Annotated in this window: 22 protein-coding genes and 1 tRNA gene; 11 read left to right on the plus strand and 12 right to left on the minus strand. The window is 69.8% G+C overall.

What is annotated here, in order from left to right:
* The 7 genes from IPJ61_RS16475 to IPJ61_RS16505 all read left to right on the plus strand — a co-directional run bounded on the left by IPJ61_RS16475 (position 1) and on the right by IPJ61_RS16505 (position 8,019).
* Positions 1-1,158: a DNA polymerase III subunit delta' gene (locus IPJ61_RS16475; protein WP_297110075.1), complete on the plus strand. Its 1,158-nt coding sequence runs from the start codon at positions 1-3 to the stop codon at positions 1,156-1,158.
* A gap of 105 nt (positions 1,159-1,263) precedes the next feature.
* Positions 1,264-2,460, plus strand: coding sequence for a DoxX family protein (locus IPJ61_RS16480; protein WP_297110078.1), 1,197 nt, complete (start codon positions 1,264-1,266; stop codon positions 2,458-2,460).
* Between the two features lie 98 nt (positions 2,461-2,558).
* A complete protein-coding gene (locus IPJ61_RS16485) occupies positions 2,559-3,404 on the plus strand; it encodes a PSP1 domain-containing protein (RefSeq protein WP_297110081.1) in 846 nt (281 codons plus the stop codon).
* Positions 3,404-5,059, plus strand: coding sequence for an alpha/beta hydrolase (locus IPJ61_RS16490; RefSeq protein ID WP_297110084.1), 1,656 nt, complete (start codon positions 3,404-3,406; stop codon positions 5,057-5,059). The genes IPJ61_RS16485 and IPJ61_RS16490 overlap by 1 nt, the downstream gene beginning before the upstream one ends.
* Positions 5,060-5,096: 37 nt before the next feature.
* A tRNA-Thr gene (locus IPJ61_RS16495) sits at positions 5,097-5,169 on the plus strand.
* 145 nt (positions 5,170-5,314) lie between these two features.
* Positions 5,315-6,667: a flavin monoamine oxidase family protein gene (locus IPJ61_RS16500; protein ID WP_297110087.1), complete on the plus strand. Its 1,353-nt coding sequence runs from the start codon at positions 5,315-5,317 to the stop codon at positions 6,665-6,667.
* Between the two features lie 269 nt (positions 6,668-6,936).
* Entirely contained in the window at positions 6,937-8,019 is a 1,083-nt protein-coding gene (locus IPJ61_RS16505; protein ID WP_297110090.1) for a winged helix DNA-binding domain-containing protein, read from the plus strand.
* 106 nt (positions 8,020-8,125) lie between these two features.
* On the opposite strand, the gene IPJ61_RS16510 is transcribed toward IPJ61_RS16505, so the two are convergent.
* The 3 genes from IPJ61_RS16510 to IPJ61_RS16520 form a co-directional block, all read right to left on the minus strand.
* Positions 8,126-8,464, minus strand: a complete 339-nt coding sequence (locus tag IPJ61_RS16510) for a P-II family nitrogen regulator (RefSeq protein ID WP_297110093.1) — start codon at positions 8,462-8,464, stop codon at positions 8,126-8,128.
* Positions 8,461-9,789 (minus strand): ammonium transporter, encoded by a 1,329-nt coding sequence (locus IPJ61_RS16515; RefSeq protein WP_297110096.1) that lies wholly within the window; start codon positions 9,787-9,789, stop codon positions 8,461-8,463. Before IPJ61_RS16515 ends, IPJ61_RS16510 begins: the two co-directional genes overlap by 4 nt.
* A gap of 195 nt (positions 9,790-9,984) precedes the next feature.
* The gene (locus tag IPJ61_RS16520) at positions 9,985-10,476 is read right to left on the minus strand and encodes a SixA phosphatase family protein (RefSeq protein ID WP_297110099.1); all 492 of its coding nucleotides are present in this window, start codon (positions 10,474-10,476) and stop codon (positions 9,985-9,987) included.
* Between IPJ61_RS16520 and IPJ61_RS16525 the strand changes: the two genes are divergently transcribed.
* Positions 10,475-10,774, plus strand: a complete 300-nt coding sequence (locus tag IPJ61_RS16525; RefSeq protein ID WP_297110102.1) for a class I SAM-dependent methyltransferase — start codon at positions 10,475-10,477, stop codon at positions 10,772-10,774. The genes IPJ61_RS16520 and IPJ61_RS16525 overlap by 2 nt on opposite strands.
* A gap of 266 nt (positions 10,775-11,040) precedes the next feature.
* On the opposite strand, the gene IPJ61_RS16530 is transcribed toward IPJ61_RS16525, so the two are convergent.
* The 8 genes from IPJ61_RS16530 to IPJ61_RS16565 all read right to left on the minus strand — a co-directional run bounded on the left by IPJ61_RS16530 (position 11,041) and on the right by IPJ61_RS16565 (position 20,076).
* The gene (locus IPJ61_RS16530) at positions 11,041-12,024 is read right to left on the minus strand and encodes an ABC transporter ATP-binding protein (protein ID WP_297110106.1); all 984 of its coding nucleotides are present in this window, start codon (positions 12,022-12,024) and stop codon (positions 11,041-11,043) included.
* A 4-nt stretch (positions 12,025-12,028) separates the two neighbouring features.
* A complete protein-coding gene (locus IPJ61_RS16535; RefSeq protein ID WP_297110110.1) occupies positions 12,029-12,874 on the minus strand; it encodes an ABC transporter permease in 846 nt (281 codons plus the stop codon).
* Positions 12,867-13,649, minus strand: a complete 783-nt coding sequence (locus tag IPJ61_RS16540) for an ABC transporter permease (RefSeq protein WP_297110113.1) — start codon at positions 13,647-13,649, stop codon at positions 12,867-12,869. The genes IPJ61_RS16535 and IPJ61_RS16540 overlap by 8 nt, the downstream gene beginning before the upstream one ends.
* A 676-nt stretch (positions 13,650-14,325) precedes the next feature.
* Complete coding sequence (gene srmL / locus IPJ61_RS16545; RefSeq protein ID WP_297110117.1) at positions 14,326-15,540, minus strand: PheS-related mystery ligase SrmL; 1,215 nt, start codon at positions 15,538-15,540, stop codon at positions 14,326-14,328.
* 193 nt (positions 15,541-15,733) lie between these two features.
* Positions 15,734-16,627, minus strand: coding sequence for a phosphotransferase family protein (locus tag IPJ61_RS16550; protein WP_297110121.1), 894 nt, complete (start codon positions 16,625-16,627; stop codon positions 15,734-15,736).
* A gap of 1 nt (position 16,628) precedes the next feature.
* Entirely contained in the window at positions 16,629-17,003 is a 375-nt protein-coding gene (locus IPJ61_RS16555; RefSeq protein WP_297110123.1) for a hypothetical protein, read from the minus strand.
* 124 nt (positions 17,004-17,127) lie between these two features.
* Positions 17,128-18,213 (minus strand): 3-deoxy-7-phosphoheptulonate synthase, encoded by a 1,086-nt coding sequence (locus IPJ61_RS16560; RefSeq protein WP_297110126.1) that lies wholly within the window; start codon positions 18,211-18,213, stop codon positions 17,128-17,130.
* A 390-nt stretch (positions 18,214-18,603) separates the two neighbouring features.
* Positions 18,604-20,076: a nitrilase-related carbon-nitrogen hydrolase gene (locus IPJ61_RS16565; protein WP_297110130.1), complete on the minus strand. Its 1,473-nt coding sequence runs from the start codon at positions 20,074-20,076 to the stop codon at positions 18,604-18,606.
* 169 nt (positions 20,077-20,245) lie between these two features.
* Here IPJ61_RS16565 and IPJ61_RS16570 point away from each other — a divergent pair, with 169 nt between their 5' ends.
* The 3 genes from IPJ61_RS16570 (at position 20,246) to xylB (ending at position 23,741) form a co-directional block, all read left to right on the plus strand.
* A complete protein-coding gene (locus tag IPJ61_RS16570; RefSeq protein ID WP_297110132.1) occupies positions 20,246-21,463 on the plus strand; it encodes a sensor histidine kinase in 1,218 nt (405 codons plus the stop codon).
* Positions 21,460-22,110, plus strand: a complete 651-nt coding sequence (locus IPJ61_RS16575; protein ID WP_297110135.1) for a response regulator transcription factor — start codon at positions 21,460-21,462, stop codon at positions 22,108-22,110. The genes IPJ61_RS16570 and IPJ61_RS16575 overlap by 4 nt, the downstream gene beginning before the upstream one ends.
* A 203-nt stretch (positions 22,111-22,313) precedes the next feature.
* Positions 22,314-23,741, plus strand: a complete 1,428-nt coding sequence (gene xylB / locus IPJ61_RS16580; protein WP_297110137.1) for a xylulokinase — start codon at positions 22,314-22,316, stop codon at positions 23,739-23,741.
* A 13-nt stretch (positions 23,742-23,754) separates the two neighbouring features.
* Here xylB and IPJ61_RS16585 read toward each other — a convergent pair whose 3' ends face one another.
* Entirely contained in the window at positions 23,755-24,942 is a 1,188-nt protein-coding gene (locus tag IPJ61_RS16585; protein ID WP_297110140.1) for an ROK family transcriptional regulator, read from the minus strand.
* Between the last annotated feature and the right edge of the window lie 371 nt (positions 24,943-25,313).

A 25,313-nucleotide genomic window follows, 5' to 3' on the forward strand; every position in this document is an offset into this window, starting at 1 on the left:
ATGATCCCCGTGAGTGACGTGTGGTCTGAGCTGATCGGTCAGCAGCGAGCGGTGGAGACGCTGCGCCGCGCCGTCGACGGCCGCCGCCACGCCATGACGCACGCGTGGCTGTTCGTCGGCCCGCCGGGGTCGGGCAGGTCCAACGCCGCAAAGGCCTTCGCCGCCGCGCTCCAGTGCGCGGGAGGCGGCTGCGGCGCGTGCGAGGAGTGCCGCACGACGCTGTCCGGCGCGCACCCCGACGTCACGCTCCTGCGCACCGAGAAGCTGTCGATCGGCGTCGACGAGGTGCGCGCCCTCGTGGGCAGGGCCAACCTCTCGCCGATCAAGGGGCGCTACCAGATCGTCGTCGTCGAGGACGCCGATCGGATCACCGAGCGCGGCGCCGATGCGCTGCTCAAGGGTCTCGAGGAGCCGGAGCCGCAGACCGTGTGGCTGCTCTGCGCGCCCAGTCCTGACGATGTCATCGTCACCATCCGGTCGCGCAGCCGCGTGATCAAGCTGATCACGCCTAGCGACGACGCCGTCGCGGAGCTGCTCGTGGCACGCGACGGCGTCTCGCCCGGGCTCGCGACGCTCGCGGCGCGTGCCGCGCAGGGGCACGTCGGACGGGCTCGTGTACTCGCCAGGAGCGAGGACGCGCGCACCCGCCGGCGCGAGATCCTCACCTTGCCCGGCAGGCTGGACAGCGTCAGCGCGTGCCTGGAGGCCGCAGGGCACCTCGTGTCCGCGGCGGGCGCGGAGGCCACCCAGGCCACGGCCGATGTGGACGCGCGGGAGATGACAGCGCTGCAAGAGTCGCTCGGCATGGGCACAAGGGGCGTAAAGGTCCGCTCGGCGCAGGCCGCGGTCCGCGAGCTGGAGGACCAGCAGAAGCTGCGTGTCAAGCGAATCCAGCGCGACGCCCTCGACCGCGTCCTCACCGAGCTGACCGGCTTCTACCGTGACGTCCTCGCCGTGCAGACGGCGCCCGGCGTCGACCTTGTGAACGCGGACTTCGCGGACGAGATCGAACCCCTCGCGAGCCGCTCCACCCCGGAGCAGACGGTGCACGCTCTCGACGCCATCCTGCGCGCCCGGACGGCGCTCGAGGGCAACGTGGCACCCCTCCTCGCCCTGGAGGCCCTCCTCATCGACCTCCAGTTCGCTCGCCGCGGATAGCCCTGCATCTTCGGTCGTCGCCGCGCGGGCGTGTCCCCCCAGGGCGCCGCTGACCTGGATGACAAGATGAAGGGCAAGACTGCCGACGAACAAGGTGAAATCGAAATGTCGAACAACGACTGGGTCCAGGCCGACACTCCCCGCGAGGACGAGTGGGCCGACGAGCAGACCGACTACGGCGTTCCCGTGTCGCCTGTCGAGTGGGATGACTACGCGGCCGAGCAGTCGGTCCCCGTGCCACCGCCGGTCGTCGCGGAGCCGGAGCCCTATGTCGAGCCCGCCGCCGAGCCTGAGATCGCGGATGAGCCTGAGGCGGACGAGCAGGTGTTCGTCGCCGAGGAGCAGAGCGAGCCGGCCGCGGAGGAGTGGACTGAGGAGGTCGTCGCGGAGGAGACCGCGGTCGTCGAGGATGGCCCCGCCGTGGAGGACGTCCCTGTCGTGGAGGAGACCGTCGAGATCGACGAGGCGCCCGCTCCGGGCCATGTCCCGTTCGGCCGCCCGGTCGATGCGCCGCCCCTCTCGGATGACGGCGAGGTCGAGCAGACCGCGCGGGTCGTGTCGGTTGTCGAGGAAGAGCCCCCCGCAGAGGAGGAGGCGACGGCCCTGCTCCCCGCCGCGGCGCTGGCGCCAGCGCCCGAGGCGGCGGCAGGTCCCGCCCTCGCCGGGCTGTACCGCGGGGAAGGGGAGGGCGCGCCGTCGATCGATCAGACGCAGCGAATCGATCTCGCCGAGGAGGCTGCTGAGGAGCAGCGCATCGCCGACCAGTTGCGCGCCGAGAAGGAGGCCCGCGACCAGCGCCTCGGCCTCGTCGCCACCTCCGACGCCAACGCGGTGCGCGCCGCGACGCCGCTCCCGCGCCCGGGCGTCGGCCGGTTCGCGAGCTTCGGACTGCTCGTCCTGCGCCTCATCACCGCGGGCATCCTCGGGATCATCGGCTACCAGATCCTCTCCAACATCGACGCCAGCGCCGAGCTGCTCGGCCGCACGCTGCTGCCTGAGCCGCGACTCCTGTCCTGGATTGCCGGCTTCGGCCTCGCCGCGCTCGCCGTCCTGTTGGTGATCGGCCTCGCCGTGCGCGTCGTCGGCCTCCTCATGACGGTGCTCGCCGCCGGCTCGCTCGCCTTCCTGCGCTGGGGCGCGTTCAGCGTGTTCCGCCCGGGTGTCGATGGGTTCATCGGCGACCGCGACCTGCTCCTGGCAGCCGTCGGTATCCTGTTCTTCTGCATCGGCGGTGGCCGGGCCGGCGTCGACGCCGCGTTCTCGATCGCCCGCTGGCGCGCCAAGGAAGCAAAGCGGTCGTAGTCTGGTTGAGCCGCCGCGTGAGCGCTAGCTGAACCGGCGAGTCGAAACCAATAGACCGTGGGCCCGGAGGCGTGGGAGCGCCAAGCTAGGCTGATCCCATGTCACGGGTGATGGCCGTCGCGTTCGAGAAGCACGGTCAGCTGCACTATCTCGACCCCGGCGACGGTCGGTACCGCGTCGGTCAATGGGTGCGCTATCCGACCGAGGGTGGCGTCGAGGTAGCGCAGGTCGTGTGGGCCGCCGAGGATGTGCCGGAGCCGCTCGCCGACGGTGTCCCCGTCTGCCAAGGCCTCGCTACCGACGCGGACCTGCGCCGCGACGAAGCCAACCGCGCCTTCCGGGCGGAGGCGGCCGACGTCGTCCGCGGGATGATCGCCGAGCACGGGTTGCCGATGAAGGTGGTCGGTATCGACTACCTGGACAGCCTCCCGGACGTCGATCGCCTCGTCGCCGTCTACTACACCGCGCCGCACCGCGTGGACTTCCGCGCGCTGCTCCGCGACCTGGCCCGCGGGCTGCACGCCCGGATCGACCTGCGCCAAGTGGGGTCGCGCGACGCAGCCCGGCTCATCGGCGGCGTCGGCTCCTGCGGCCGCGAGCTGTGCTGTGCCACGTTCCTGAACGAGTTCGAGCCGGTGTCGTTGCGGCTCGCCCGCGTGCAGGGGCTCCCCGCCAACCCGCTGCAGATCGCGGGCGCCTGCGGGAAGCTCATGTGCTGCCTCACCTACGAGCACCCGCTCTACGTCGACTTCCAGCGGCGGGCGCCGGGTGTCGGGGAGCGGGTCACCGTGGGCGACGAAGACGGCGTCGTGACCGGCCATTCGGTGCCTTCAGACGCGGTAACCGTCCGGATGGGCTCCGGCGAAGTCGTGAAGTGTCCGCTGCATTCGGTATGTTCGACGGCACGCGCGCGTGAGGCTCGCGTTGCGTCGGAAGGGTATTGATGAGCAGGTGGGTGAAGGTCGCGCAGGTCTTCCTCGGGGTCGTCGCCGCGGTGTTGGTGGCGTCACTCTTCTTCGGTGGGATGATCGGCGGCCAGAACCGCGACCCTGAGGCGACGCCGAAGCCGTCGGGCGCCCCCACGGCCGTTCCGCTTCCCGAGGGTGCCCGCCTTCCCGGTACGCCCGAGAAGCCCATCTCGGAGCACGCCCTTCTTCCCGCCGTCGACAACGCCGACGCGGACCGGCAGCTGGACTACACCGCCAAGGGCACGCCGCGCGTCGACTTCCTCGACTCGCTCGGCGACCAGCGTGCCTACGCGGAGCAGAAGCTCACCTGGAAGAAGTGCGAGGACTCCGAGGTCTCGCAGTGCACGAAGGTCACCGTCCCGCTCGACTGGGATGATCCGAAGGGCGCCGCCATCGAGGTCGCGGTGCGGCGCGTCCCGAACGGCGACTCCAGCCGCGGCCCGCTGTTCGTCAACCCCGGTGGCCCGGGTTTCGGCGGCCAGGACATGGCCGAGGGCCTCGCCGGCCGCTGGCCCAATTACGACACCGTCGGCTGGGATCCGCGCGGCACGGGGGAGTCCACACACGTCGTCTGCGGCACCCTCGAGCAGACCGACAAGATCATGGAGCTCGACTCCAGCCCTGACGACGCCGCCGAGGACAAGGCGCTGCGGGCCGGCGGGATCGACTTCGCGCAACAGTGCCGCGACGGGTCAGGCAAGCTGCTCGACCACATCACCACCATCGACGTCGTGCGTGACCTCGACCTCATCCGGCACCTGCTGGGGGCCGAGAAGCTGAACTACGTGGGCGTCTCCTACGGCACGTTCGTCGGGGCGATGTACGCGGAGCTGTTCCCGAGCTCTACCGGCCGGCTCGTGCTGGACGCCGCCGTCGAGATCACCGACGAGGACCCGACCCCGCAAGCGGCAGGCTTCGAGTTGGCGCTCACGAACTTCGCGAAGTGGTGCGGGGGTTCGGATCTCTGCGCGCTCGGCGACTCGACCGAGCAGGTCCTGAACGACCTCGACGACTTCCTTCACGGCCTCGACAGCAAGCCGATCCGCGTCGGGCAGCGGACGCTGACGCAGTCGCTGGCAGCCACGGGCGTCGCGCTCTTCCTGTACGAGGACGACAGCGCCTACCGGCCGCTCGCCACGATGATCGGCCAGGCGTACACGGGCGACGGCGCCAGCCTGCTGCGCGCCGCGGACTTCATGAACGGCCGCGAGGACACCCACTACGAGACCATCGCGTTCGCGTTCCCTGCCATGGCGTGCGCCGACGAGGCGGACGAGGGCGCCGACGTCGTGCTCGACGACTGGCGGGACACCTTCCCGAAGGCGCCGGTCATGGCGCCGAACATGGGCACCAGCTATACCTGCCAGAAGTGGACGGCCGGGTCCGCCCCGCGGCTGAAGATCACAGCGGCGGGCGCCCCACCGATCCTTGTCGTCGGCACCACCGGGGACTCTGCGACGCCGTACCAGCAGGCCGTATCGATGGCGAAGCGGTTGGAGTCGGGCACGCTGCTGACCCTTGAGGGAGCGGGCCACGGCGCCGTGACCGGCGACAACAGCTGCATCGCCAAGGCGGTTGACGGCTTCCTCCTTGACGGCAACGCCCCCAAGGACGGCACCCGCTGCAAGTAGCGTCGGGTGAGCCGAGTCGGTATAGTTCCGTCCTGCTGCCGCCCTAGCTCAGTCGGTAGAGCGACGCTCTCGTAAAGCGTAGGTCACGGGTTCGAATCCCGTGGGCGGCTCGGACAGCGGGACGACTCTCCAGGTCGTCCCGTTTGCTGTCCCTGCCCGTTACCTAGGGGCGTCGCTGCCGGCCCTGCCTAGGCCTTGTAGGCTTGCTTTCGCCCCCGGGGAGCTCGGGGTGTCTTCGGTTTATGAGGAGGAAGCGTGTTCGACTGCGCCATCATCGGCGCCGGGCTTGCTGGCCTGGTGGCTGCCCGGTACCTCACGGAGCGGGGCCAGAACGTCGTCGTCCTCGAGGCGCGCGACAGGGTCGGCGGCCGCGTCGAGAACCGCGTCCTGCCGGGTGGAGGCTACGTCGAGCTGGGAGGCCAATGGGTCGGTCCAGGCTTCGACGCGCTGATCGAGCTCACCGAGGAGCTCGGGTTCGCGACGATCGGCATTCCCACGACGGGCAATCTCGTGGTTCGTCTCCGCGGCCAGTCGATCGAGGTGCCGTCGTCCGACGACGAGGCGCCCGCGCTCACGCCGTTCGAGGTTTCGGACCTCGGCCAGGGCCTGCTGCGCCTGCGCCGGCTCGCGGAGCGCCTCCGCGACGATCCTGCGTGGCGCAAGTCCAACGACACCTGGCTCAACCAGGATCTCCGCCGCTGGGTGACAACCAACCTGCGCACGCAGGGCGCGCAGCGCCGCTTCGGGGAGGTGTACGCCGCAGCGTTCGGCGTCATGCCAAAGGGCGCGACCTTGATCGAGGGTCTGCTGCAGGTGAGTTCCGGGCCGGATCTCGAGTCGATGCTCGCGAGCAACGGTGGCCTCAACCAGAAGCGCGTCGACGGCGGCGTTTCGGCGGTCGCTGACGCTCTTGCCGCCCGCCTGGGCGACGTGGTCCGCACCGGCGCCGAGGTCGTAAAGGTTACCCACGACGACCGCTCCGCGACGCTGACCCTCGCGGACGGCGAGATCGTCCAGGCCAAGCAGGTCATTTCGACGCTGCCGCCCCGGCTGGCGGTCGCGTTGGAGCACGAGCCGCCGTTGCCGGAGTGGCGTGCGGAGGCGGCCGACCGGGTGGCCGCGGGCAATGTGATCAAGGCCTTCCTCATCTACGAGCGACCGTTCTGGCGAGACAAGGGCTTCTCCGGCCAGTCGAGCGCCGACGAGGGCGCCGTCCGGGTGACGTTCGACGCCACGGTGGACGAGGAGAACCGCGGCCACCTGATGGGCTACTTCGAGGGCGCAGACGCGGAGTCGCTGTCGCGCCGATCGATCACACTGCGGGAGCGCGCGTTCGTCGACTCGGTGGCGCGGACGTTCGGCGAGGAGGCAAAGCACCCCATCGCGTACATCGAGCGCGACTGGTCGACCGAGAAATTCACGGGAGGCTGTCACGGCGCGCACTTCGCTCCGGGGGTATGGACCACCAGTGGTCCGATCCTCGCGGAGCCGGAGGGCGTCCTGCACTGGGCCGGCGCCGAGTACGCGACGCGGTTCAACGGCTACATGGAGGGCGCGGTCCGCAGCGGCCGCGAGGTCGCCGCCGCGGTCGCCCTCAACCTCGCCTGAGCACACGTTCGAGGACCCAAGCACGGTCCGCTTGGGCAGTCCTGGGACAGGTCCCGGTCGGCGCCTGCGGTGCATGTTCCGGTTCTCGGGTGCCTGTTGGCCGCGGTGCGGGCTTTCTTCGACGCGCCGACCGGAACCTGTCCCAGGACTGCCTGAAGCCAGCTCTGCTCGGTGCGTCAACATTCGAGGGTTTCATGAGGCAACTTCGGCGCCGAAGAGTTGAGATTCTGTGGAATGCGTCCCAAGGGCCCGACAGTTACGCTGTCTCCATGCCTGACGCGACGCGTGCCCGTGCCCGACTCGTCGCCCAAGGGCTGGTGACCAGGCCCTTCGAGACCGCGGCGGACGCCGTCGGTGCTTTCGTCGCGATGCAGGGGCAGGACCTTCCCGGGGCGATCTCGTCAGCGGCGCTGCGGGTGAGGGGCGGGACGGCTCAGGGAGCCCTCGACGACCTCAGCGCGGGCAGACTCGTGCGCGGCTACCCGATGCGGGGGACCGTCTTCCTGATGCCCGCCGAGGACGTCATCTGGGTGACCGAGCTGTGTGCGGCGCCGGCGGTGCGCGCGGCCCGGAACCGGCGGCACCAGCTGGGGCTGGATCACACCCACGTGGACGAGGCGTTCGCCGTCGCAGAACGGGCCCTCGCCGATGGGCCGATCCCGCGGCCCGTGCTCTTCCAGCTGTGGGCCGACGGCGTGTTCGATCCGCAGGGCGGCCGCGGCTACCACGTGCTCGCCGCGCTGATCTCCGAGACCCGTCTCTGTTACGGGCCGTGGAACGGAACGGAGCAGGATGTCGCGCTGGCCGAGGAGTGGCTCCCGAGCGGGCGGACGGTGGCCGAGCGGTTCGACGGCGACCGGGTCCCCGCTGTCGCCGAGCTTCTGCGCAGGTACCTGACCAGCCATGGGCCAGCGACCCTTCGCGACTTCGCCTGGTGGACGAAGCTCTCGCTCGGCGAGATCCGGCGAGCCCTCCCGCTGATCGTCGATGACCTCGAGGCCGACGGCGCTGCGGAGCCCGCGTACTGGCGTCCCGGGCTGCTGGACGAGGTGGCTGCGCTGGGTCGGGCGTCGTCGGCACCACTGCTGCTGCCGGGGTTCGACGAGTTCGTCCTCGGCTACCAGGACCGCACGTTCGCTATGACGGAGGCCGAACACCAGCGCATCGTGCCCGGCAACAACGGGGTGTTCCGGCGCACGATCGTCGCCGGGGGTCGCGTCGTCGGCACCTGGGCGCGGGGTGGCCGCCCCGGGCGGCGGACGCTGATGGTTGACGAGTTCGCCCCGCTCAGCGACGCCCGCCGCCGCACCCTTTCCCGGCTGTTCGACGCGTTCCCCTTTGTCGGCGAGTGACCGACCGGCGCCACTTCCGAACGCAAATCTGCGTAGGTTGCCTGAGCTGTACGTATTGCACAGCTGAGGAAACCTACGCAGATTTGTGTTCAGTTGTCGGTGGCAGTCAGACGGCGAGGGCGCCGCGCTCGCCGGTCCGGATGCGGACGACCTCGTCAACCGGGGTCGACCACACCTTGCCATCGCCGACGGCGCCGGTGCGGGCGGCTGCCGTGATGACGTCGATCACGTCGGACGCCTCCTCGTCGTCAACCAGTACCTCGATCTTGGCCTTCGAGATGAAGTCGATCGTGTACTGGGCTCCGCGGTAGACCTCGCGGTGGCCGCGCTGACGGGCGTAACCGGAGACCTCGGTGACGGTCATGCCGGCGACGCCGTGCTGGGCGAGGGCGATCTGTACCTGGGTGAGCATGTTGGGCTGAACGATGGCAGTGACGAGTCTCATGCGTTGGTCTCCTCTCGGGTGGGGATGATGAGGGTCTGCTTGACGCCGTAGCTGGAGTAGGCGACGTGGCTGAGGTCGTAGCCGGTCTCCGCGTGCTCCGTGGTGTCGATGCCCGCGGTCTCGACCTCGGGAGCGACCCGCAGGCCCATCACCTTGTCGAGGACCTTCGCGATGAGGAAGGTCACGACGAAGGAGTACACGAGGACCACCGCGGCGCCCGCGGCCTGCTTGCCGAGGAGCTCGACGCCGCCGCCGAAGAAGAGGCCGCCCGCGCCCGCGGGGCTCTCGGGATCAGCGAACAGGCCGATGAGCAGGGTGCCGACGAGGCCGCCGACGAGGTGGACGCCCACGACGTCGAGCGAGTCGTCGTAGCCGAGGCGGAACTTGAGCCCCACGGCCATGGCGCAGAGCGCACCGGCGATCGCGCCGATCACCAGGCCGCCCGCAGGGCTGACCGAGTGCGCGGCGGGCGTGATGGCGACGAGGCCCGCGACGATGCCCGACGCGGCACCCAGCGAGGTGGCGTGGCCATCGCGCAGCCGCTCGACGAGCAACCAGGCGAGCATCGCGGCGGCGGTCGCGCCCAGCGTGTTGATCCATGCGACGCCCGCGGTGGTGTTGGCGCCAAGGGCCGAGCCGGCGTTGAAGCCGAACCAGCCGAACCACAGCAGGCCGGCGCCGAGCATCACGAGCGGAAGGTTGTGGGGCCGCATCGGGATCCGGCCGAAGCCGACCCGCTTGCCGAGCACGAGGCAGAGCGCCAGCGCGCCGATGCCCGCGTTGATGTGGATGGCGGTGCCGCCCGCGAAGTCGATGGCGCCGATCACGTTGGCGACGAAGCCGCCCTGGTGGCCGGACTCGGTGTCGAAGGAGAACACGGCGTGCGCGGCGGGGAAGTACACGAGCAGTGCCCACAGCGCGGCGAATGCGGCCCAGGCGGAGAACTTCATGCGGTCAGCGACGGCGCCGGAGACCAGCGCGACGGCGATAATCGCGAACGCCGACTGGAAGCCCGCGAAGACGATGTCGGGCACGCCGCCGGTCACGGCGTCGGGAGACATGAGGCCCTTGAGGAAGGCGAACTCGAACGGGTTGCCGATGAGGCGGCCCATCGAGTCGCCGAAGGCCATGGAGTAGCCGACGATGATCCACAGCACCCCGACGATTCCCATCGTGGCGACGGACATCATCAGCATGTTGAGGACGCTCTTGGCGCGGACCATGCCTCCATAGAAGAAGGCAAGGCCAGGGGTCATGAGGAGCACGAGTGCTGCGCTTGTCAGGACCCAGGCAGTGTTACCGGTGTCGATGTCTAGCAGGTTCATGGGTGAAATCCTGCGCCCGCCAGATTGCAGTGAGGATGTGGTTCGGTAACGCTCAGGTAAGCATGTCCGGGCCGGGTGTAACGGCTCGTCGGCCCCGGATTACCGTCGCGTTAACAGGACCTGTCACTCGTCCCGCCTGACCCCGCGTCCTGATCCGTACCTCTAGATGCGACGGGTCGCTGGCCGCCGACGAGCTCAGTGCGGCCGGCGGATGGCGGTCAGCCGCACCGCTCCGAAGTCGCCGTCGGCGAGGTCCGCCCAGGAGCCCTCGAACTCGAACGTCGAGTACGCCGCCGTCGGGTACCAGCACTGCGCCTCGTCGGCCGCGCGCCGGTCGGAGGCGTAGGCGAGTTCCGCGGTGAGCGAGGGAATGGTGGGCGCGTGGCCGATCACAAGCAGGCAGTGCACGTCATCCGAGGTCTCGCCGATGCGCGCGAGCATCGTCTCCGTGCCGTGGAAGTACAGCGCGTCCTGGAACTCCGCGGGCACGTCCACCCCGGTGGCGGCGAATGTCTCCCGGGTCCTGGTGGCCGTCGATACGAGGGCGTGGTCGACGCCGAGGGCCACCAGCTCGATGCCGGCCGCCTGGGAGTCCTGCACACCGCGGGAGGTGAGCCTGCGGGCCTTGTCGCCCAGGGGATTCGTGGCCTCCGTCTTCGCGTGGCGCATCAGCACGAGTCGTCTCATGCCCCGATCGTACTCACGGAGTCCACAACTCGCCTCGCTCATCGAGCAGGCAACCCGCCCGATGCAAGTGGTGCAGGCACGCCTCGAGGATGTGCAGCTTGCCGATGCCGATTTTGACTCGGTGGTCGCCGCCACGGCGATGCATTGGGTCGACCTGTCCATCGGGTTGCCGAAGCTGCATCGCGCGCTACGTCGAGGTGGCTGGTTCGCAGTATGGCGCAACGTATTCGGCGACGACAGTGGATACCCCGTTCCGTCGCAGGGTCGAAGACATTGTGGCGAAGCGCAACCACGCTGACACCGGACGCAGCCGCGATCAGCGCCCCACCATGACGGAGTTGGCGGATGGAGGATGGTTCGACCCAGTGCGGACTGAACACTTGCGCCGGTCGATAGACCTGAGTGCCAGCAGGTCGGGCTCCTGTTCAAGACTTTCAGCAACTGGACGACGACCGAGGCGGCTGCCGCTGAGGCAGCGGCTGACGAACTCGGTGGTCGGGTTACCGAGCACTATCAATCCGTTCTACACCCGCTGCGCCGGTCTGACGTTCCCGGTTGTCAGGCTCAGTCAGTGCCTGAGGACGCCGCTCCCGAGGCGTAGATGCGACGGACGAGGTCCTCGATCGCGGGCTCGGCCAGCGACAGCTCGATCACCTCGGCCTGGGCTTGGACGGCGGCGAGCACCTGCGCCGCCGACAGCCGTTGGGGTCGGAACGAGATGCTCAGCCTGACGCCGTCGGCTTCGGTGGCGGTCACCGCCGCGCCGTCCGGCAGCCGGAGGGTACCGGCAACGGGTTCGGCCAGGTCGACGACGAGGATCCGCTCGGCGTCCGTCGCCGCGACCAGCTCCGCCTCCGTGCCATCGAAAGCGACTCGGCCGCCGTCGATCACGACCATGCGGTCGCACAGGCGCTGGACGTCGCCCATGTCGTGCGTGGTGAGCAGGAGCGTGGTGCCGCGCTCGGCGCGTTCGCGGGCGAGGAAGCGGCGCAGGTTCTCCTTGCTGATCATGTCAAGGCCGATGGTCGGCTCGTCGAGGACGGCGAGGCTGGGGGAGTGTAGCAGCGCGGCGGCTACCTCGCCGCGCATGCGCTGGCCGAGGGACAGGGTGCGCACGGGGCGGGCAAGGAACGACGACAGTTCCAACTCGTCGACCAGGACGTCGAACCTGCTGCGCCAGGCCGCGCGCGGCATCCGGTGCATCGCGGCGAGGATCGGGAAGGACTCCTCCAACGGCAGGTCCCACCACAGCGCGGACCGCTGTCCGAACACGACTCCGATCCGCCGCGCCAGCGTCCGGCGCTCGGGAACTGGCCGCAGCCCGCAGGTGTGGATGCTCCCAGAGGTCGGCGTGAGGATGCCGGAGACCATCTTGATGGTCGTCGACTTCCCCGAGCCGTTCGCCCCGATGTAGCCGACGGCCTCGCCGGCCTCGACCCGCAGCGTCAGGCCCTCGACGGCGTGCACGACGCGGCGCTTCCGGCGGAGGCCGGCGCCCTCGTAGACGACGAACTCTCTCGTCAGCCCCTCGGCGTCGATGATGGACATGCGGCTATCCTCCCGCTCCGGTGTAGCGACGAATCCCGGCGCGCCAGATGAGCAGCACGATCCCCCACAAGGCGACCCCGACGGGGATGCCGAGCCAGGCCATCTCGGCGACCAGGAAGTCCGGCAGCGGCGCGCTGACGAGCACCGCCGACGGCACGTAGGCCACGAGGGTGGCGGGGACTACGAACGTGAAGAAGACCCGCACGGGCGTCATGAGCCCCCCGGCCGGTACCGAGCTGACGTAGCGGCCGCCGTAGACGAACGCGTTGCCCGCCTGCTGGCCGTCGAGGACCCAGAAGTGCAGCGACCCGGAGGCGAGGAACAGCGCGCCGAAGATGAGGATCCCGCCGATCGGCGCCAGCGTGGCGAGCGCCACCTTCTCCGGGGTCCACGCGACGCCGCAGATGGAGAGTGCGAACAGGTACGCGGCCAGCCCGAAGGCGGCGCGCCCGAGCCGGCGCAACTGCACGTCGGCGGTGACCAACTGCAGCAGCAGCGACGTCGGGCGCACCAACAGCGTCTCGAGCCGCCCCTCCCGGATGAAGCCGTGCATGTTGTCGAGCTGGCCGAACAGCATGTCGGCGACGCCGAAGGCGACGCAGGCCAGCCCGTAGACGACGGTGGCCTGGGCCAGGTTCATGCCGCCGAAGACGGGCGCGTTGTGCAGGAGCACGTAGATCTCGACGAACTCGGTGGCGGCCAGCAGCAGTTGGCTTGCGAGGTCGGCCGCGAAGCTCGACCGGAAGCCGGCCTGCGCCCTGATCCGGGCGCCGACCATCGTCCGGACCATGAACCACCAGGTGACAGGCGCCGTCTCCGCGCGGCGAGTGCGGGCGCGGGTCTCAGCCACCGTGGATCACCAGCTTCCGCGTGCCGCGGTGCAACATCAGCTGGGCTGTACCGACGAGCACGACCAGCCAGACCGCCTGGACGCCGATGGCTTCCGGACCGGCGAGGCCCATGACGATGTCGATGGGGGTCTGGAACATCGAGGGGAAAGGGGTGGCGTCGGCCAGGATCCGCAGCCAGTCAGGGAACCAGGACACGGGAACGAGTAGACCGGTCAGCAGGTTCATGACGATCACGAAGACAGCGTGGTAGCCGCGGATCTCCACCACCCACATCGCGAGCAGGTTCACCAGCGTCCAGGCGAGGAACGCGAGGCTCACTGCCAGCACGAGCGAGACCAGGAAGAGCAGGTAGGGCAGCGGCTGCCGCGGGAGGGCGAGCCCGGTGGTCAGCGCGCCGACGGCGAGCATCGGCACCATCCGGGGCAGTACCTGGGAAGCGGCCCGGCCGAGGTCGGCGGCCCACCACTGGCCGAGCGCCGCCACGGGCCGCAGGAAGTCCATCGCGATCTCGCCCGACTTCACCCGCGCCGCGATCTCGGTCACGCCCCACAGCGGGATCGCGCCCAGGAGGCCCTGCCCGAGCCAGACGTAGGTCGAGGCCTGCTGCAGGTCGTAGCCGCCGACGGCCGTGCCCGCCGTCGTGATGGCGGTCATGAGCAACGAGGCACGGATGAACCCGAACGCGCCGTTGGCGATCAGCGCGGCAAGGATCGCCGTCCGGTATCTCGTGTACCGGCGATAGCCGCCCTTGGCCAGTTCCCAGTACGCACGCACTGGCGAGAGCTTACTCGCGCCACCCCCCCTACCCCACAACGAGCTGCGGTCAGATCAGTTCCATCACCGGGCGTTCGTGAACCGCATCGTTGCGGTTCCATAGGCCCCGCTGATGTGGGTTGGACACAGTCGTCCCCACAGCAAAGGTGCATCGTGAAGGTTCAACAGATCCTTGACATGATTGACAGCGGCGATATCGCCGTTCCTGAGTTTCAACGAGGGTACGTCTAGAACCGCGATCAAGTACGCGGGCTGTTCACATCCCTCTACCGTGGATACCCGGTAGGTGGGTTTATGACCTGGAACACCTCAGCCGACGGCGCAGCAGCTCGCGGTGGCGTAATGACCGACGGGGACAGTCCGGCTACTGCTCGACGGACAGCAGCGTGCGACATCGCTCTACGGCGTGATCCGTGGCAGTGAGCGGGGATACTCACGGGGTCAAGTGAATGCTGTCGCCAACTTCTGCTCCTTGACAAAGCAGACCAACGGAGCCTTGATTCGAGACGAGGATCCGTCGGCCTGTTTACCAAGGGTTGAGACAACGCACCAGGGAGCCCTCGCCAGTCAATGGGTTCCCGACGACCGTGCTTTGTGGAGTCTTGATCGTTACGAAGAGTTCTTGGATGCGCGACGCTCGTTGCTTGCGACTGCCGCCAATGAGCTTCTTGCCCATCTAGAGGCCGGTGCACCCTTCGAACGACTGCAGCGCTCTGAACCGGTGCCTGTGGAAGAGGGCGATGCCGACGTGTCCGAGCTGGTCGAATGGCTCGTTGAAGAAGGCTACGCGCGGCCTGAAACGGCAGTGGAAGTGACCGACCCTGAGTCCGGCGTTGGCCTCTGCCGAGGTGAGCGTCCGGTCGATCGGACGCAGCGCGATTCGCAGCACCAGGTTCACCTGGCCTGGTCGAGTACCCAGGCGCGATTGCGCGGTCTCGGGCAGCGCGTCGTGCGACGTGCGACTCCGCGGCTCCACCGAATCGACGACGTCGGCATCAGCTCCGAGTGCAGTGCGGATGCGGTCGCCGAGCGTCTCGTCATCCTCCTCCTCGGTGACCACGACGGAGATGTCGCGCCGCGCCGACGGCAGCGGGGAGACGTGCTGCCAAGGGTCCAGAGTCAGCATCTGTCCGGCGATCCGGGGATCCCGTGCACGCAGGTAGCGGATGTCGGGGATCGCCTTGCGCAGCATGAGCGCGCGCTCCAGGCCCATGCCCAGCGCCAGTCCCGACCAGCGCTGCGGATCGAGCCCCGAACCGCGCAGCACTTCCGGGTGGATCCGTCCGCATTCGGCGAGTTCCAGCCACTGGCCGTCGTGGCGCACATCGATCTGGCGCCCTCCGACGGTGTAGGGGTGCTCGACGTCGGTGACCTTCCATTCGGCACCCGGAAGGACGGCGTCGACGAGCAGCGCGATCATTGCGAGCATGTCGTCGTCCGTTGTGTCCGGGTGGCTGCGAAGTCGCCAGAGGTCGACCTGGTGGGGCTCCCCCACGTGACTGCGATCGACGACATCGCGCCGGTAGACGAGGCCGGGCGCGACGATCAGTTCATCCACGTCCGCGCAACCGGCGTAGTGCTTGAGTGCCGTCGGGGTTTCCGCGCTCATGTGACTGCGTAGCATCGTGCTCGGGCTGAGGTAGCGGGTGTAGCGGCGGTCGCGGGTCACGTCGCCGGGGTCGTATCCGAGGCGGTCGTAGTTGTCGCGCACCGCGACGACGGGCGCGTTGCGCACATATCGAACAGTGCCGCCCCAAGTGCTCTGTAGCGTCGAGACGACGGCGTCGAGTAGAAGCTGGACCGCGTGGCGGCCCTGAGCAGGATTGGTGAGGTCACGCAGGGAGAGCGCGTGAGAAAGCTGGTCTGCGGTGAGGTAGTCGGCGTGAGCCATAATGAGTCTCCAAGAAGTGGTGGGCTGGCGAGGAAGGTGAAATTCCCCCGGCCGTGCCTACGGAGACTCTGCGGGCTATGGGCGCACGTCGAAGACCCCGTGGCCGTCAACCGGCCGGGGGTCACTAGATCGCTGCTGCCACCGCATGCCGCAAAGGGTGACAGCCCGCGAGCCTGGCTCAACCACTCCCAACTCAGGCGAGGGTGAGAGCGAGGAGGTCTTCGAGGCCTGCGCGCACCCGTTCGGGAGTGATGTCGGGGCGGAGGTGGGCCAGCCCGGGGATGATGTGGCCAGGGTCGGGAAGGAACCCGAGGATGTCGCTCACCACCCAGTAGCAGGCGGCGTCGGGATCGGGGTCGAGGACGCCGCCCGCGTCGAGATATGCCTGCCTGAATGCCTGCGCGTCGTCGAGGCTGTGCAGCATCGCGAAGTCGGAGCACATGTGGGCGACGTCGAGGTCGCTCGGACCCCAGGACGTCTCGGCCCAGTCCACCACCGCCGCGATCTCGTCGCCCTGCCACAGCAGGTTGCCCAAGTGGAAGTCGCGATGGATCAGACCGTGCGACGTCGCCGGCTCCCCCGCGAGGCGGATCTCGATCGCACGCCGCCACAGTTCGGGACGACGCGACCAGGCCGGAACCTCTAGCTGCGACGGCCCTCGGTAGGTGAACCGGGGTGGCTGCTCGCCAGCAGGCAGCCTGTGAGCGTGGATGGCCACAGCGGCGCGAGCCAGGTCGGACACGGCAGCCGGGCTCAGCGGATCCAGCCGAGTGGCACCCGCCCGCCACTCCATCAGGCAAGCCGGACCACCGGCCGACTCCCCCGTCAGATTGGCGGCGACGAGACGCGGTACCTGCGCGACGGAGTCCGCGAGCAACCGGCAGGCCGACGCCTCACGTCGAACATGCTCACGACCCACCTCGCCCCAACGCTCTGGATCGGCCCATCGCAGGGCCAGTTGCTCGCCGTCGTTTAGCCGCAACCTCCACTTGGTATTGGTGATCCCGCCGCCAACAGCGGATACATCAACGATCTCGGACGACGAGTGCTGCTCCGCCCACTCCAGCGCCATCGGCGCGGGCCCCATCTCAGCGGCTCCCGACAGGGCGTCCGTCGCGAATGAACGAACAGGCGATCAGAGCGGGAACAAGCCACAGCGCGACCGCCGCCGAACCCCAGATCAGCACCGCGACGACGGCCCCGAGAGCTTCGCCCAGCGAGACAGATCCCTCCGACCTCATCAGAGGAAGCGCCAGCAGCGACCCTGCGGCGACCACACCGATCACTCCCAGGAGGCCAAGACGAGGGAACAACCCTTCGACGCTCGCGGTTCGCCGCACGAGCACATATGCGATGGCAACGTAGACAGCGACCAGAAGAACAAGAGGAGAAGCAGAGGCGATCGCGAGGACCGCGACCCACGCAACACCAGACATCGCGAGCAGGGTGGCAAGCAGCTTCACGTGCTTTCTCCTCCGTCGTGCCAGGGTGCGTGGTAGGTGTTCCCGCCAGCATACGGCGGCTATCCATGCTCAACGCCTTGAATAGGCGGGCTGGCCTCGACGGGCGGCGCGGCGGCGACCGACGTCACGCGGCGGGCTCAACTGCACTGAAGCCCCCTTCCCGCCGGATCCGCGCGGCAGCGGCCAGGTCGCCGAGCAACGCTGCGGTTGTCTCCCAATCGATGCACGCATCGGTGACCGACTGGCCGTAGACCAGGGCATTGCGGGTCGCGGCCGACAGCGTCTGACTGCCGCCGACGAGGAAGCTCTCGATCATGATCCCGGCGATATCGCCGGTTCCGGCGATCTGAGAGGCCAGCTCACGGACCACCTCCGCTTGGCGCAGATGGTCCTTGCCGCTATTGGCGTGGCTGGCGTCGACGACGAGTCGCCTTGGCCGGCCGGCCCGCTCCAGCAGCCCTGCCGCCCGCTCGATGTCGACGGGGCCGTAGTTCGGGCCTCCCCGTCCCCCGCGCAGCACGATGTGTACTGCGCCGTTGCCGGTGGTGGAGACGACTGCGGCGGCGCCGTCCTCGTCGGTACCGAAGAACACATGCGGCTGGGAGGCGACGGTGCAGCCGTCGATCGCAACCTCGATGTCACCGTCGGTCGCGTTCTTGAACCCGACCGGCATCGAGAGGCCCGACGCGAGTTGCCGGTGGATCTGGCTCTCTGTCGTGCGCGCCCCGATCGCACCCCACGCGACGGTGTCGGCGATGTACTGCGGGCTGATCGGCTCGAGGAACTCACACCCCACGGGCAGGCCGATGTCGATGACGTCCAGCAACAGCCGCCGTGCCGTGTGTACGCCCCGAGCGACATCGTGGGTGCCGTCCAGAGCCGGGTCGTTGATGAGCCCCTTCCACCCGCCCGTGGAACGCGGCTTCTCGAAGTACACCCGCATCACGACCAACAGGTCGTCGCGGTGCTTCTCGGCGACCTGCGCGAGTCGGCGCGCGTAATCGACGGCGGCAAGCGGATCGTGTACCGAACACGGACCGACGACGACGAGCAGCCGGTCATCGTCACCGCGCAGCACCGCTTCGACATCGGCGCGGGCGGCCGTCACGGCGTTCTCCTGCGCCTCGGTCATGGGCAGGTCGTCGCGCAGCCGCACCGGCGACGGCAACGGGGTCAGGGAGGCGATATGGAGGTCGTGAGTGGCGTTCATGCGGATTCCTGTTTCCCGACGGGAACCCATTTGTCCAGGCCACCGTCGTAGCAACGACGAAGGCAGACCCTCGGGCGAGGATCTGCCTGTGGCTCTGGAGGCGCGGGCGCTATCGGCGGTCGGCTCCTCCAGAGCCACTCCGATACGCGTACCAGCGCTTGTCCATGCCGGAGACACTATTTGCGCGCGTCCGCGGGGTCAAGTCCGCTCGGCGGACTCCGGCACTAGGGTCTGTTACGGAAGTGGCGGCCGGAGCGAGCGGCGTCCTGGTGCGTCAGATACAAGGCGCAGGAGGTTGGTGCTAGCGGTGCCTAACGGCGACGAGTGCAACGAAGTAGGTGGCGTGCCAGGGCGTCGCGCAGTAGGCCATTTCCACTTTCGTGACAGGGCCTAGCTTCGACGGGCAGCGCGACGGCGGCCGATGAGGTCGGTCAGGAGCCAGAGCAGCAGGACCACCGTCGCGGCGCCGGCGACAAGACCGAAGGCGCCACCGATCGTCGGATAGAGCGTCGAGACTGCCCCGACGGGCATCTCCGCGCGCTGCTCGCCGGGGGCCCGATCGGAGGCGGCGAACGAGTCCACCCAGCTGAGCTCGCGGCCGTAGGCGTCGGCTGCGATACTGATCCCCGAGCCGGTCTGGCGGAACACCGCCATGCCGTTCTCGATGCCGCGGACGACGCTCATCCCCGCGTGGATCCGCCGCACCTCATACCAGTCGTTGGCAGGGATCACCATCAGGTCGACGCCCAAGTCGCTTGCCTGACCGATGACGCCGGGGAAGTCGGCATCCCAGCAGATCACCGCGCTCAGTCGCCCGAACGGTGTGTCGACGACCTGCAGGTTGCCGTCGCCGCGCAGCGATCCCTCGAACGCGTTGCCGCCGTACTTGACGTGGGATAGCACCACCTCGCCGCGAGGGTCCAGCACCTCGACGTAGTTCCTCACGGGTTGCGCGTCGACGCTGAGCAGGGGCAGCACGATCCAGACGCCGTGCCGGCGGGCGACGTCGGCCAACGCAGCGCGGAGTCGCGCGATGTCGGCCTCGGCGCCGAACCCTGCCGCCTCCGGGAAGACGATCAACTCGGCATCGGCGACCGCCAGGCGTTCGGCCTCGGCCGCGAGCCGGGCGTGCGTGCCGGCGACGACATCGGCGAAGGCCCCCGAGTCGGAGTCGAGGGCGAGCGCCTCGGTGATGGCCCCGTTGGGCAGCGACACGCCCGCGACGTGGACGACGCGCTCGACGGCGGGTGCCGCCAGGGGGCGGACGATTCCCCCGAGCAGGACGAGGGCGAGGAGCGCGGAGGCTCCCCATGCCCAGCGCGGCACCTCGCCCCACCGCTCCCACACGAGCGCCGCGAGGCTCGCGGCCCAGCCGAGCGCGAACACCACGAGGGGAAGACCGCCGAACGCGGCGAGCTGGATCAGCGGGGCGCCCATCTGGGTGTAGGCCAGCGAGCCGAACGTGCCGACCTCCGCGCCTCCCGTGGTGAGGGTGTCCACCGCGGTCCACGCCGCGGGGAAGACCAGCGACGCCAGCGTCGTCGCCCCGGCCCGACGGTGCACCCACCGGTCGAGCACGAACACCAGCATCCCGACGAATGCGCCGGCCACGGGGATGACGGCGGTGGGCAGCGGTGCGGTGACCACGGAGGGGACAACGCCGTGCCAGGCGACCGCGCCGGCCGCCCCGACGAGGGCAGCGACCACGAAGAAGTCGAGCACCGGGCGGGTCGTCGCCCGGTAGTAGCGCAGGGTGAGCACCGCGCCGACCCACGCGGCGACGGGCAGATTCCACTGGCCACCGGTGAACACCGTCGCAGCGGTGATCCCGGTCAGCAGCGCGATGCGGGTGACGAGCGTCATGGTCTTCCTCCTCGGATTTGGACGATGCCTCGACGCTACGGAGCGGGCAGGGTGTCCGGCATCGGCCGACGGGGCGCCCGAAAGGCGGCCCGTTCGGCCGATGTCGCCGCCCGACTGCGGGCAATACGATCGGGAGCGTCGGCACACGATGCCGGGCAGAGGAGGAAAGATGGCGGGCGAAGCGGATGCGACGCTGGAGCGCGGATGGCGCCACCTGCCGCGGGCCGAATTGGGGGCGCACGCCATCTACCTCTTCGTCACCGGGGTACTTGTCCTGCTGACCTGGCAGACCGTCAGGCGGCTGTCGGCGGAGGGGCACGCGAGCGTCTCCGCCGCCGTCACCGTCGTGGTCGGGCTCCTCGTCGCCGCGTTCTGGGCCAACGGCCTATCGGGGGGACGCCGGAGCTGGTGGCCGGCCTACGTCGCCGTCCAGGTGCTGCTCGTCGCGGTGCTGATCGGCACGCGGGCGGTCGCGGGCGTCGACGTGTGGCTGGCCGAGGCCGCGCTGCTGTGCCTTGCGGGCGAGGCGCTCGGTGTCTGGGGCAACACGCGGAGGGGATTCGTCCTCGCGGGCGCCTATCTGGCCGCCGCGGCCGCGTGCATCCTGCTGTTCACCCCGCCCGCAGACTGGGCGCTCCCGCTGAACCAGTTCGGGATCCAGGCCGCGACGGTGATCGTGCTTGTGATCCTCAACAACCGGGCGGAGGCCGAGCGTGTCCGCGCCGAGATGCTCGCCGCCCAACTGCGCGCGTCCAGCGCGCAGGTCGCCGACTTGACCCGGCGCGCCGAGCGGCAGCGCATGGCCCGCGAGCTGCACGACACGCTCGCCCAGGGGCTGACCGGCATCGCGCTGCAGCTGGAGGCCGCGCGGGGCCATCTCGCGCGCGGCAACGAGGCCCGCGCGCTGGCGATCGTCGACCAATCGCTCGCCGGCGCGCGCTCCACGCTGGCCTCCTCTCGACGGGCGATCGACGACCTGCGACGCAACCCCGACGACCTCGCCTCCGAGATCGGAGCGCGGGCCGCCCGCTTCACCCGCGAGACGGGGATCCGCAGCACGGTCGAGATCGGCAGCGCGGTCGAGATCGGCGGCGAGACCACGCTCGCGTCCGAGACGCACGAGCACCTGCTGCGGGTGCTCGACGAGACCCTCGCCAACGTCGCCCGGCACGCGGACGCGGAACACGTGCTCGTGCAGTTCTCCGACGGCGCCGCAGGCCTCAGCCTGCAGGTCGTCGACGACGGCTGCGGGTTCGACCAGGACGCCGTCGGCCCCGGCCACTATGGGCTGGTCGGCATGCGCGAGCGCGCCGTGCTGATCGGGGGCGCGCTGCTCGTCGACTCGCGCCCAGGGCGGACCGTCGTCGGTCTGGAGGTTCGGCGATGATCCGCGTGCTGCTCGTCGACGACCACGAGGTCGTCCGCCAAGGGCTCCGGCTGTTGCTCGAGACCAGCGACGGCATCGAGGTCGTGGGCGAGGCGGCCGACGGCGCGGAGGCGCTCGCCGCCGTCGCGGACCTGGACCCCGACGTCGTGCTGATGGACATCCGCATGCCACGCGTGGACGGGATCGAGGCGACGGAGCGGCTGCGCGCCCACCACCCGGACACCGCCGTCGTGATCCTCACCACCTTCAACGAGGACGAACTCCTGCTGCGTGGCCTACGCGCAGGCGCCCGTGGCTACCTGCTCAAGGACACCAACCACCAGCAGTTGGAGAGCACCATCCGCGCCGCGGCGGCGGGTGACGCGCTGCTCCACGCCGACCTGCTCGCCCGCGTGCTCGCGCCGCGCGACCTCGACATCGCCGAGGCCTCTGACGCAGAGGCCGCAGCTCGCGTCGGCCTGACCGCGCGGGAGAGGGAGGTGCTGCGGCTGGCTGCCGACGGCTTGCGCACCCGCGACATGGCCGGCGCCCTCTACGTGGGGGAGCGCACGATCAAGGCGCACCTGGCGTCGATCTACCTCAAGCTCGAGGTGGGCACGCGCGCCGCGGCGATCGCCCGCGCCCACCAGCTTGGCCTCCTGCGCTGAGCGGTGATCTTCGGCTGCCTGGAGTTTTGACTCACGACCGGTCCTCCTGTGCCCAATTGGGCACAGGAGCGGCACTCTTGTGTCAAAACTCCATGGGCCCCGGGGAAACCAGAGCCGTGCGATCGTATCGGCGTGGCATTTCCGGGCTGCATCACCCCGTCATCATTTACTCTTGTGGTGCAACAAAATCGTGAGGAGTGGCAATGACGCTGGTGGCGGGTATCGACTCATCGACGCAGTCGTGCAAGGTCGTGGTGGTGGACGCCGAGTCCGGGCGGATCGTGGAGTCCGGCAGGGCGACGCATCCCCCGGGAACGGAGGTGGCCCCGGAGGCGTGGTGGCTTGCGCTCCTGGAAGCCGCCGCGCAGGTCGATCTCAGCGCGGTGGTCGCGGTCTCGGTGGCGGGCCAGCAGCACGGAATGGTGTGTCTCGACGCCCGGGGCGAGGTCATACGGGATGCGCTGCTCTGGAACGACACGCGCTCCGCAGGAGCCGCTGAGGAACTCGTCGCGGAGTTCGGCGACGGTGACCGCGCCGCCGGCGCGGGGCGGTGGGCCGAGGCCGTCGGCTCCGTCCCCGTGGCCTCGTACACCGTCACCAAGCTGCGCTGGCTGGCCGACCACGAGCCCGAGCAGGCCGCGCGCATCGCAGCCATCGCGCTTCCGCACGACTGGCTGACCTGGAAGATCCTCGGCACCGGCCGCATCCAGGACCTGGTGACGGATCGGTCCGACGCCTCCGGCACGGGCTACTTCGATCCTTCCGCGAACGAGTACCGACGCGACATCCTCGCCGCGGCGCTGCGCATCAGCGAGGCGGCCGCGGCTGAGATCGTGCTGCCCCGCATCGCCGCGGCCGGAGAGAAGGTGGGCGTCGGCGTGCTCGGCGGGCGCGAGGTCGCCGTCGGAGCCGGCATGGGCGACAACGCGGGGTCGGCGCTGGGCATGGGCCTCGAACCCGGCGACGCCGTGGTCTCGATCGGAACGTCGGGCGTGGCGTGCGCGGTGTCCGACGCCCCGGCCAAGGACCCGTCGGGCCTCGTGTCGGGGTTCGCGGACGCCACCGGGAGGTTCCTCCCCCTTGTCTGCACGCTCAACGGCGCGCGGGTGTTCGACGCCATCGCCCGGCTGCTCGGAGTAGGGCACGACGCGTTCGCCGCGCTCGCCCTGGCCGCCACGCCGGGCGCCGGCAGGCTCGTTCACGTGCCCTTCCTCGAGGGCGAGCGGACGCCGAACCTTCCGGATGCCACGGGGGAGTTGCACGGCATGACGCTCGCCTCGCTCACTCGCGAGAACCTCGCGCGAGTGGCCGTTGAGGGTGTGATCTGCTCCCTGGTCGATGCGCTCGAGTGCCTGACGCGCGCGACGGCCGCCGTGTCGCGGGTGCTGCTGACCGGCGGCGCGGCGGCCTCGCCCGCGGTGCAGGACGCCGCCCGTCGGCTGTTTCCCGTGCCGGTGCTCCTGCCGGAGCCGGGGGAGTATGTCGCGCTCGGCGCGGCGCGCCAGGCGGCCTGGGCCGCGTCAGCGGCGTCGACGCCGCCCGCCTGGCCCGTGGGGCTCTCGAGCCTGCCGCCCGCGCCGGCCACCCCTGAAGTGCTCCAGGCCTACCGTGCGGTGCGTCCGTGGCGGTAGGCGGGCCGCACGGTCAGTGGGGCAGGTTCGGTTCGATCCACGCGGCCGGATCCTGCGTCACGCCGCCGAGCGCTGCCATGCCGGCGCCCACCGCGGCCCGCAACGGGGCCTCGTCGATGACGGCGATCTCGATCTCCGAGTAGCCGGCCCACAGCACCCGCTCGCCCAGCGTGCGCTGCAGCGGGTCCCGAAGCTGTGGCTCGAGGAGCCCGAGGTGACCGCCGAGGTTCACCGTCGTGACGTCGAGGAGGTTCAGCGCGCTGCCCAAGGCGATGCCCAGCGCCTCCGCGACGCGCTCGACGACGGCCCTCGACCGCGGGTCGCCCTCGGTCAGCGAGGCCAGCAGAGAGTCGAAGTCCGGGTGCCCGGCGCGCCGCAGGATCGCGCGCGACCCGGCGACGGTCTCGAGGCATCCGACGGCGCCGCACCCGCACCGCTCGCCCCGCGGGTCGACGCAGACGTGGCCGAGTTCGCTTGCCCACCCGTGGCGCCCGGTCAGCAGTCGTCCGTCGAGAGAGATCGCGGCGCCGATGCCGACCTCGCCCGTGATGTAGATGAAGGACGAGCCGGGCTGTTCGCGCAGCACGGTGATGGCGGAGCAGTCGATGTCATTGGCGGTCCGCAGCGCGATGTCGGCGTACCGGCCGTCCAGGTGCCAGAGCTCAGCGGGTGCGGCTCCCTCCCAGTGATCCAGGTTGGGCGCGCGGAGGATCGTGCGTCCGTCGCGGTCTACCAGGCCCGGAAAGGCCAGCGCGGCACCGGCGAGGCGCCCCGTCGACGGCGCCTCGGAGAGAGCCGCACCGGCCAGGCGGGAGAGCCGTGCCATCGCCTCGGAGGGTGCGAGCAGTGTGACGTCGAGGTCCTCGCGGACGACGGACAGCGGCGTGCCGGCGAGGTCGACGACCGTCGCGATGAGGCGCTCGACGTTGATCTCCAGGCCGAGGCCAAGGGTGCTTCCCGGCCGGATCTGGAGCGGAACGGCCGGTCGGCCGCGGGCTCCGCTGATCGCCTCGAGCTCCGCGACCACCTCGCCCGTGATGAGGTCGTCGACGAGGCGGGAGACCGTCGAGCGCGTCATGCCGAGTTGGGCGGCGATATCGGCCCGGGAGAGCTGTCCGTCCCGATGCAGGATGCAGCCGAGCACGAGGGCGAGGTTCGAGGATCGTACGGAGGACTGGGTCATGCCGACCGGTGATGTCATGGGTCTCCTTCCGCTGGCAGCCATCATGCCCGAGATCTGTCACGTCCTCGTCCCGGTATGCCTTCGCGGCCAGACACCGCATCGCCTCACTCCTCCGCCTCGCCTGGTACTCCGCACACCGCCGCTCCCTATCCCAGGCCTCAGGGGCGACAGACCACTAGGGCCTGTCGCGAAAGCGGAAGATGGCCTACTGCGCAGCGCCCTGGCACGCCGTCTGCTTCGTTGCACTCGTCGACGGGAGGGCCGGCTAGCGTCTTCCTCCTGGGCCGTGCATACGACGCACCAGGATGCTGCTCGCTACGGCCACCGTTTCCGCAACAGACCCTAGTTGACATCTCGCCAACGGTGTTTTAAGTTGTTTCAGACAACAA

This window comes from Tessaracoccus sp. (assembly GCF_016714275.1).
In the GTDB taxonomy this organism is placed as follows: domain Bacteria; phylum Actinomycetota; class Actinomycetes; order Propionibacteriales; family Propionibacteriaceae; genus Arachnia.

Coding starts and splice junctions, on each gene's coding strand:
- IPJ61_RS16475 (WP_297110075.1), top strand. CDS start 1: ATGATCCCCGTGAGTGACGTGTGGTCTGAGCTGATCGGTCAGCAGCGA.
- IPJ61_RS16480 (WP_297110078.1), top strand. CDS start 1,264: ATGTCGAACAACGACTGGGTCCAGGCCGACACTCCCCGCGAGGACGAG.
- IPJ61_RS16485 (WP_297110081.1), top strand. CDS start 2,559: ATGTCACGGGTGATGGCCGTCGCGTTCGAGAAGCACGGTCAGCTGCAC.
- IPJ61_RS16490 (WP_297110084.1), top strand. CDS start 3,404: ATGAGCAGGTGGGTGAAGGTCGCGCAGGTCTTCCTCGGGGTCGTCGCC.
- IPJ61_RS16505 (WP_297110090.1), top strand. CDS start 6,937: ATGCCTGACGCGACGCGTGCCCGTGCCCGACTCGTCGCCCAAGGGCTG.
- IPJ61_RS16510 (WP_297110093.1), bottom strand. CDS start 8,464: ATGAGACTCGTCACTGCCATCGTTCAGCCCAACATGCTCACCCAGGTA.
- IPJ61_RS16515 (WP_297110096.1), bottom strand. CDS start 9,789: ATGAACCTGCTAGACATCGACACCGGTAACACTGCCTGGGTCCTGACA.
- IPJ61_RS16525 (WP_297110102.1), top strand. CDS start 10,475: ATGCCCCGATCGTACTCACGGAGTCCACAACTCGCCTCGCTCATCGAG.
- IPJ61_RS16520 (WP_297110099.1), bottom strand. CDS start 10,476: ATGAGACGACTCGTGCTGATGCGCCACGCGAAGACGGAGGCCACGAAT.
- IPJ61_RS16530 (WP_297110106.1), bottom strand. CDS start 12,024: ATGTCCATCATCGACGCCGAGGGGCTGACGAGAGAGTTCGTCGTCTAC.
- srmL (WP_297110117.1), bottom strand. CDS start 15,540: ATGGCTCACGCCGACTACCTCACCGCAGACCAGCTTTCTCACGCGCTC.
- IPJ61_RS16550 (WP_297110121.1), bottom strand. CDS start 16,627: ATGGGGCCCGCGCCGATGGCGCTGGAGTGGGCGGAGCAGCACTCGTCG.
- IPJ61_RS16560 (WP_297110126.1), bottom strand. CDS start 18,213: ATGAACGCCACTCACGACCTCCATATCGCCTCCCTGACCCCGTTGCCG.
- IPJ61_RS16565 (WP_297110130.1), bottom strand. CDS start 20,076: ATGACGCTCGTCACCCGCATCGCGCTGCTGACCGGGATCACCGCTGCG.
- IPJ61_RS16570 (WP_297110132.1), top strand. CDS start 20,246: ATGGCGGGCGAAGCGGATGCGACGCTGGAGCGCGGATGGCGCCACCTG.
- IPJ61_RS16575 (WP_297110135.1), top strand. CDS start 21,460: ATGATCCGCGTGCTGCTCGTCGACGACCACGAGGTCGTCCGCCAAGGG.
- xylB (WP_297110137.1), top strand. CDS start 22,314: ATGACGCTGGTGGCGGGTATCGACTCATCGACGCAGTCGTGCAAGGTC.
- IPJ61_RS16585 (WP_297110140.1), bottom strand. CDS start 24,942: ATGACATCACCGGTCGGCATGACCCAGTCCTCCGTACGATCCTCGAAC.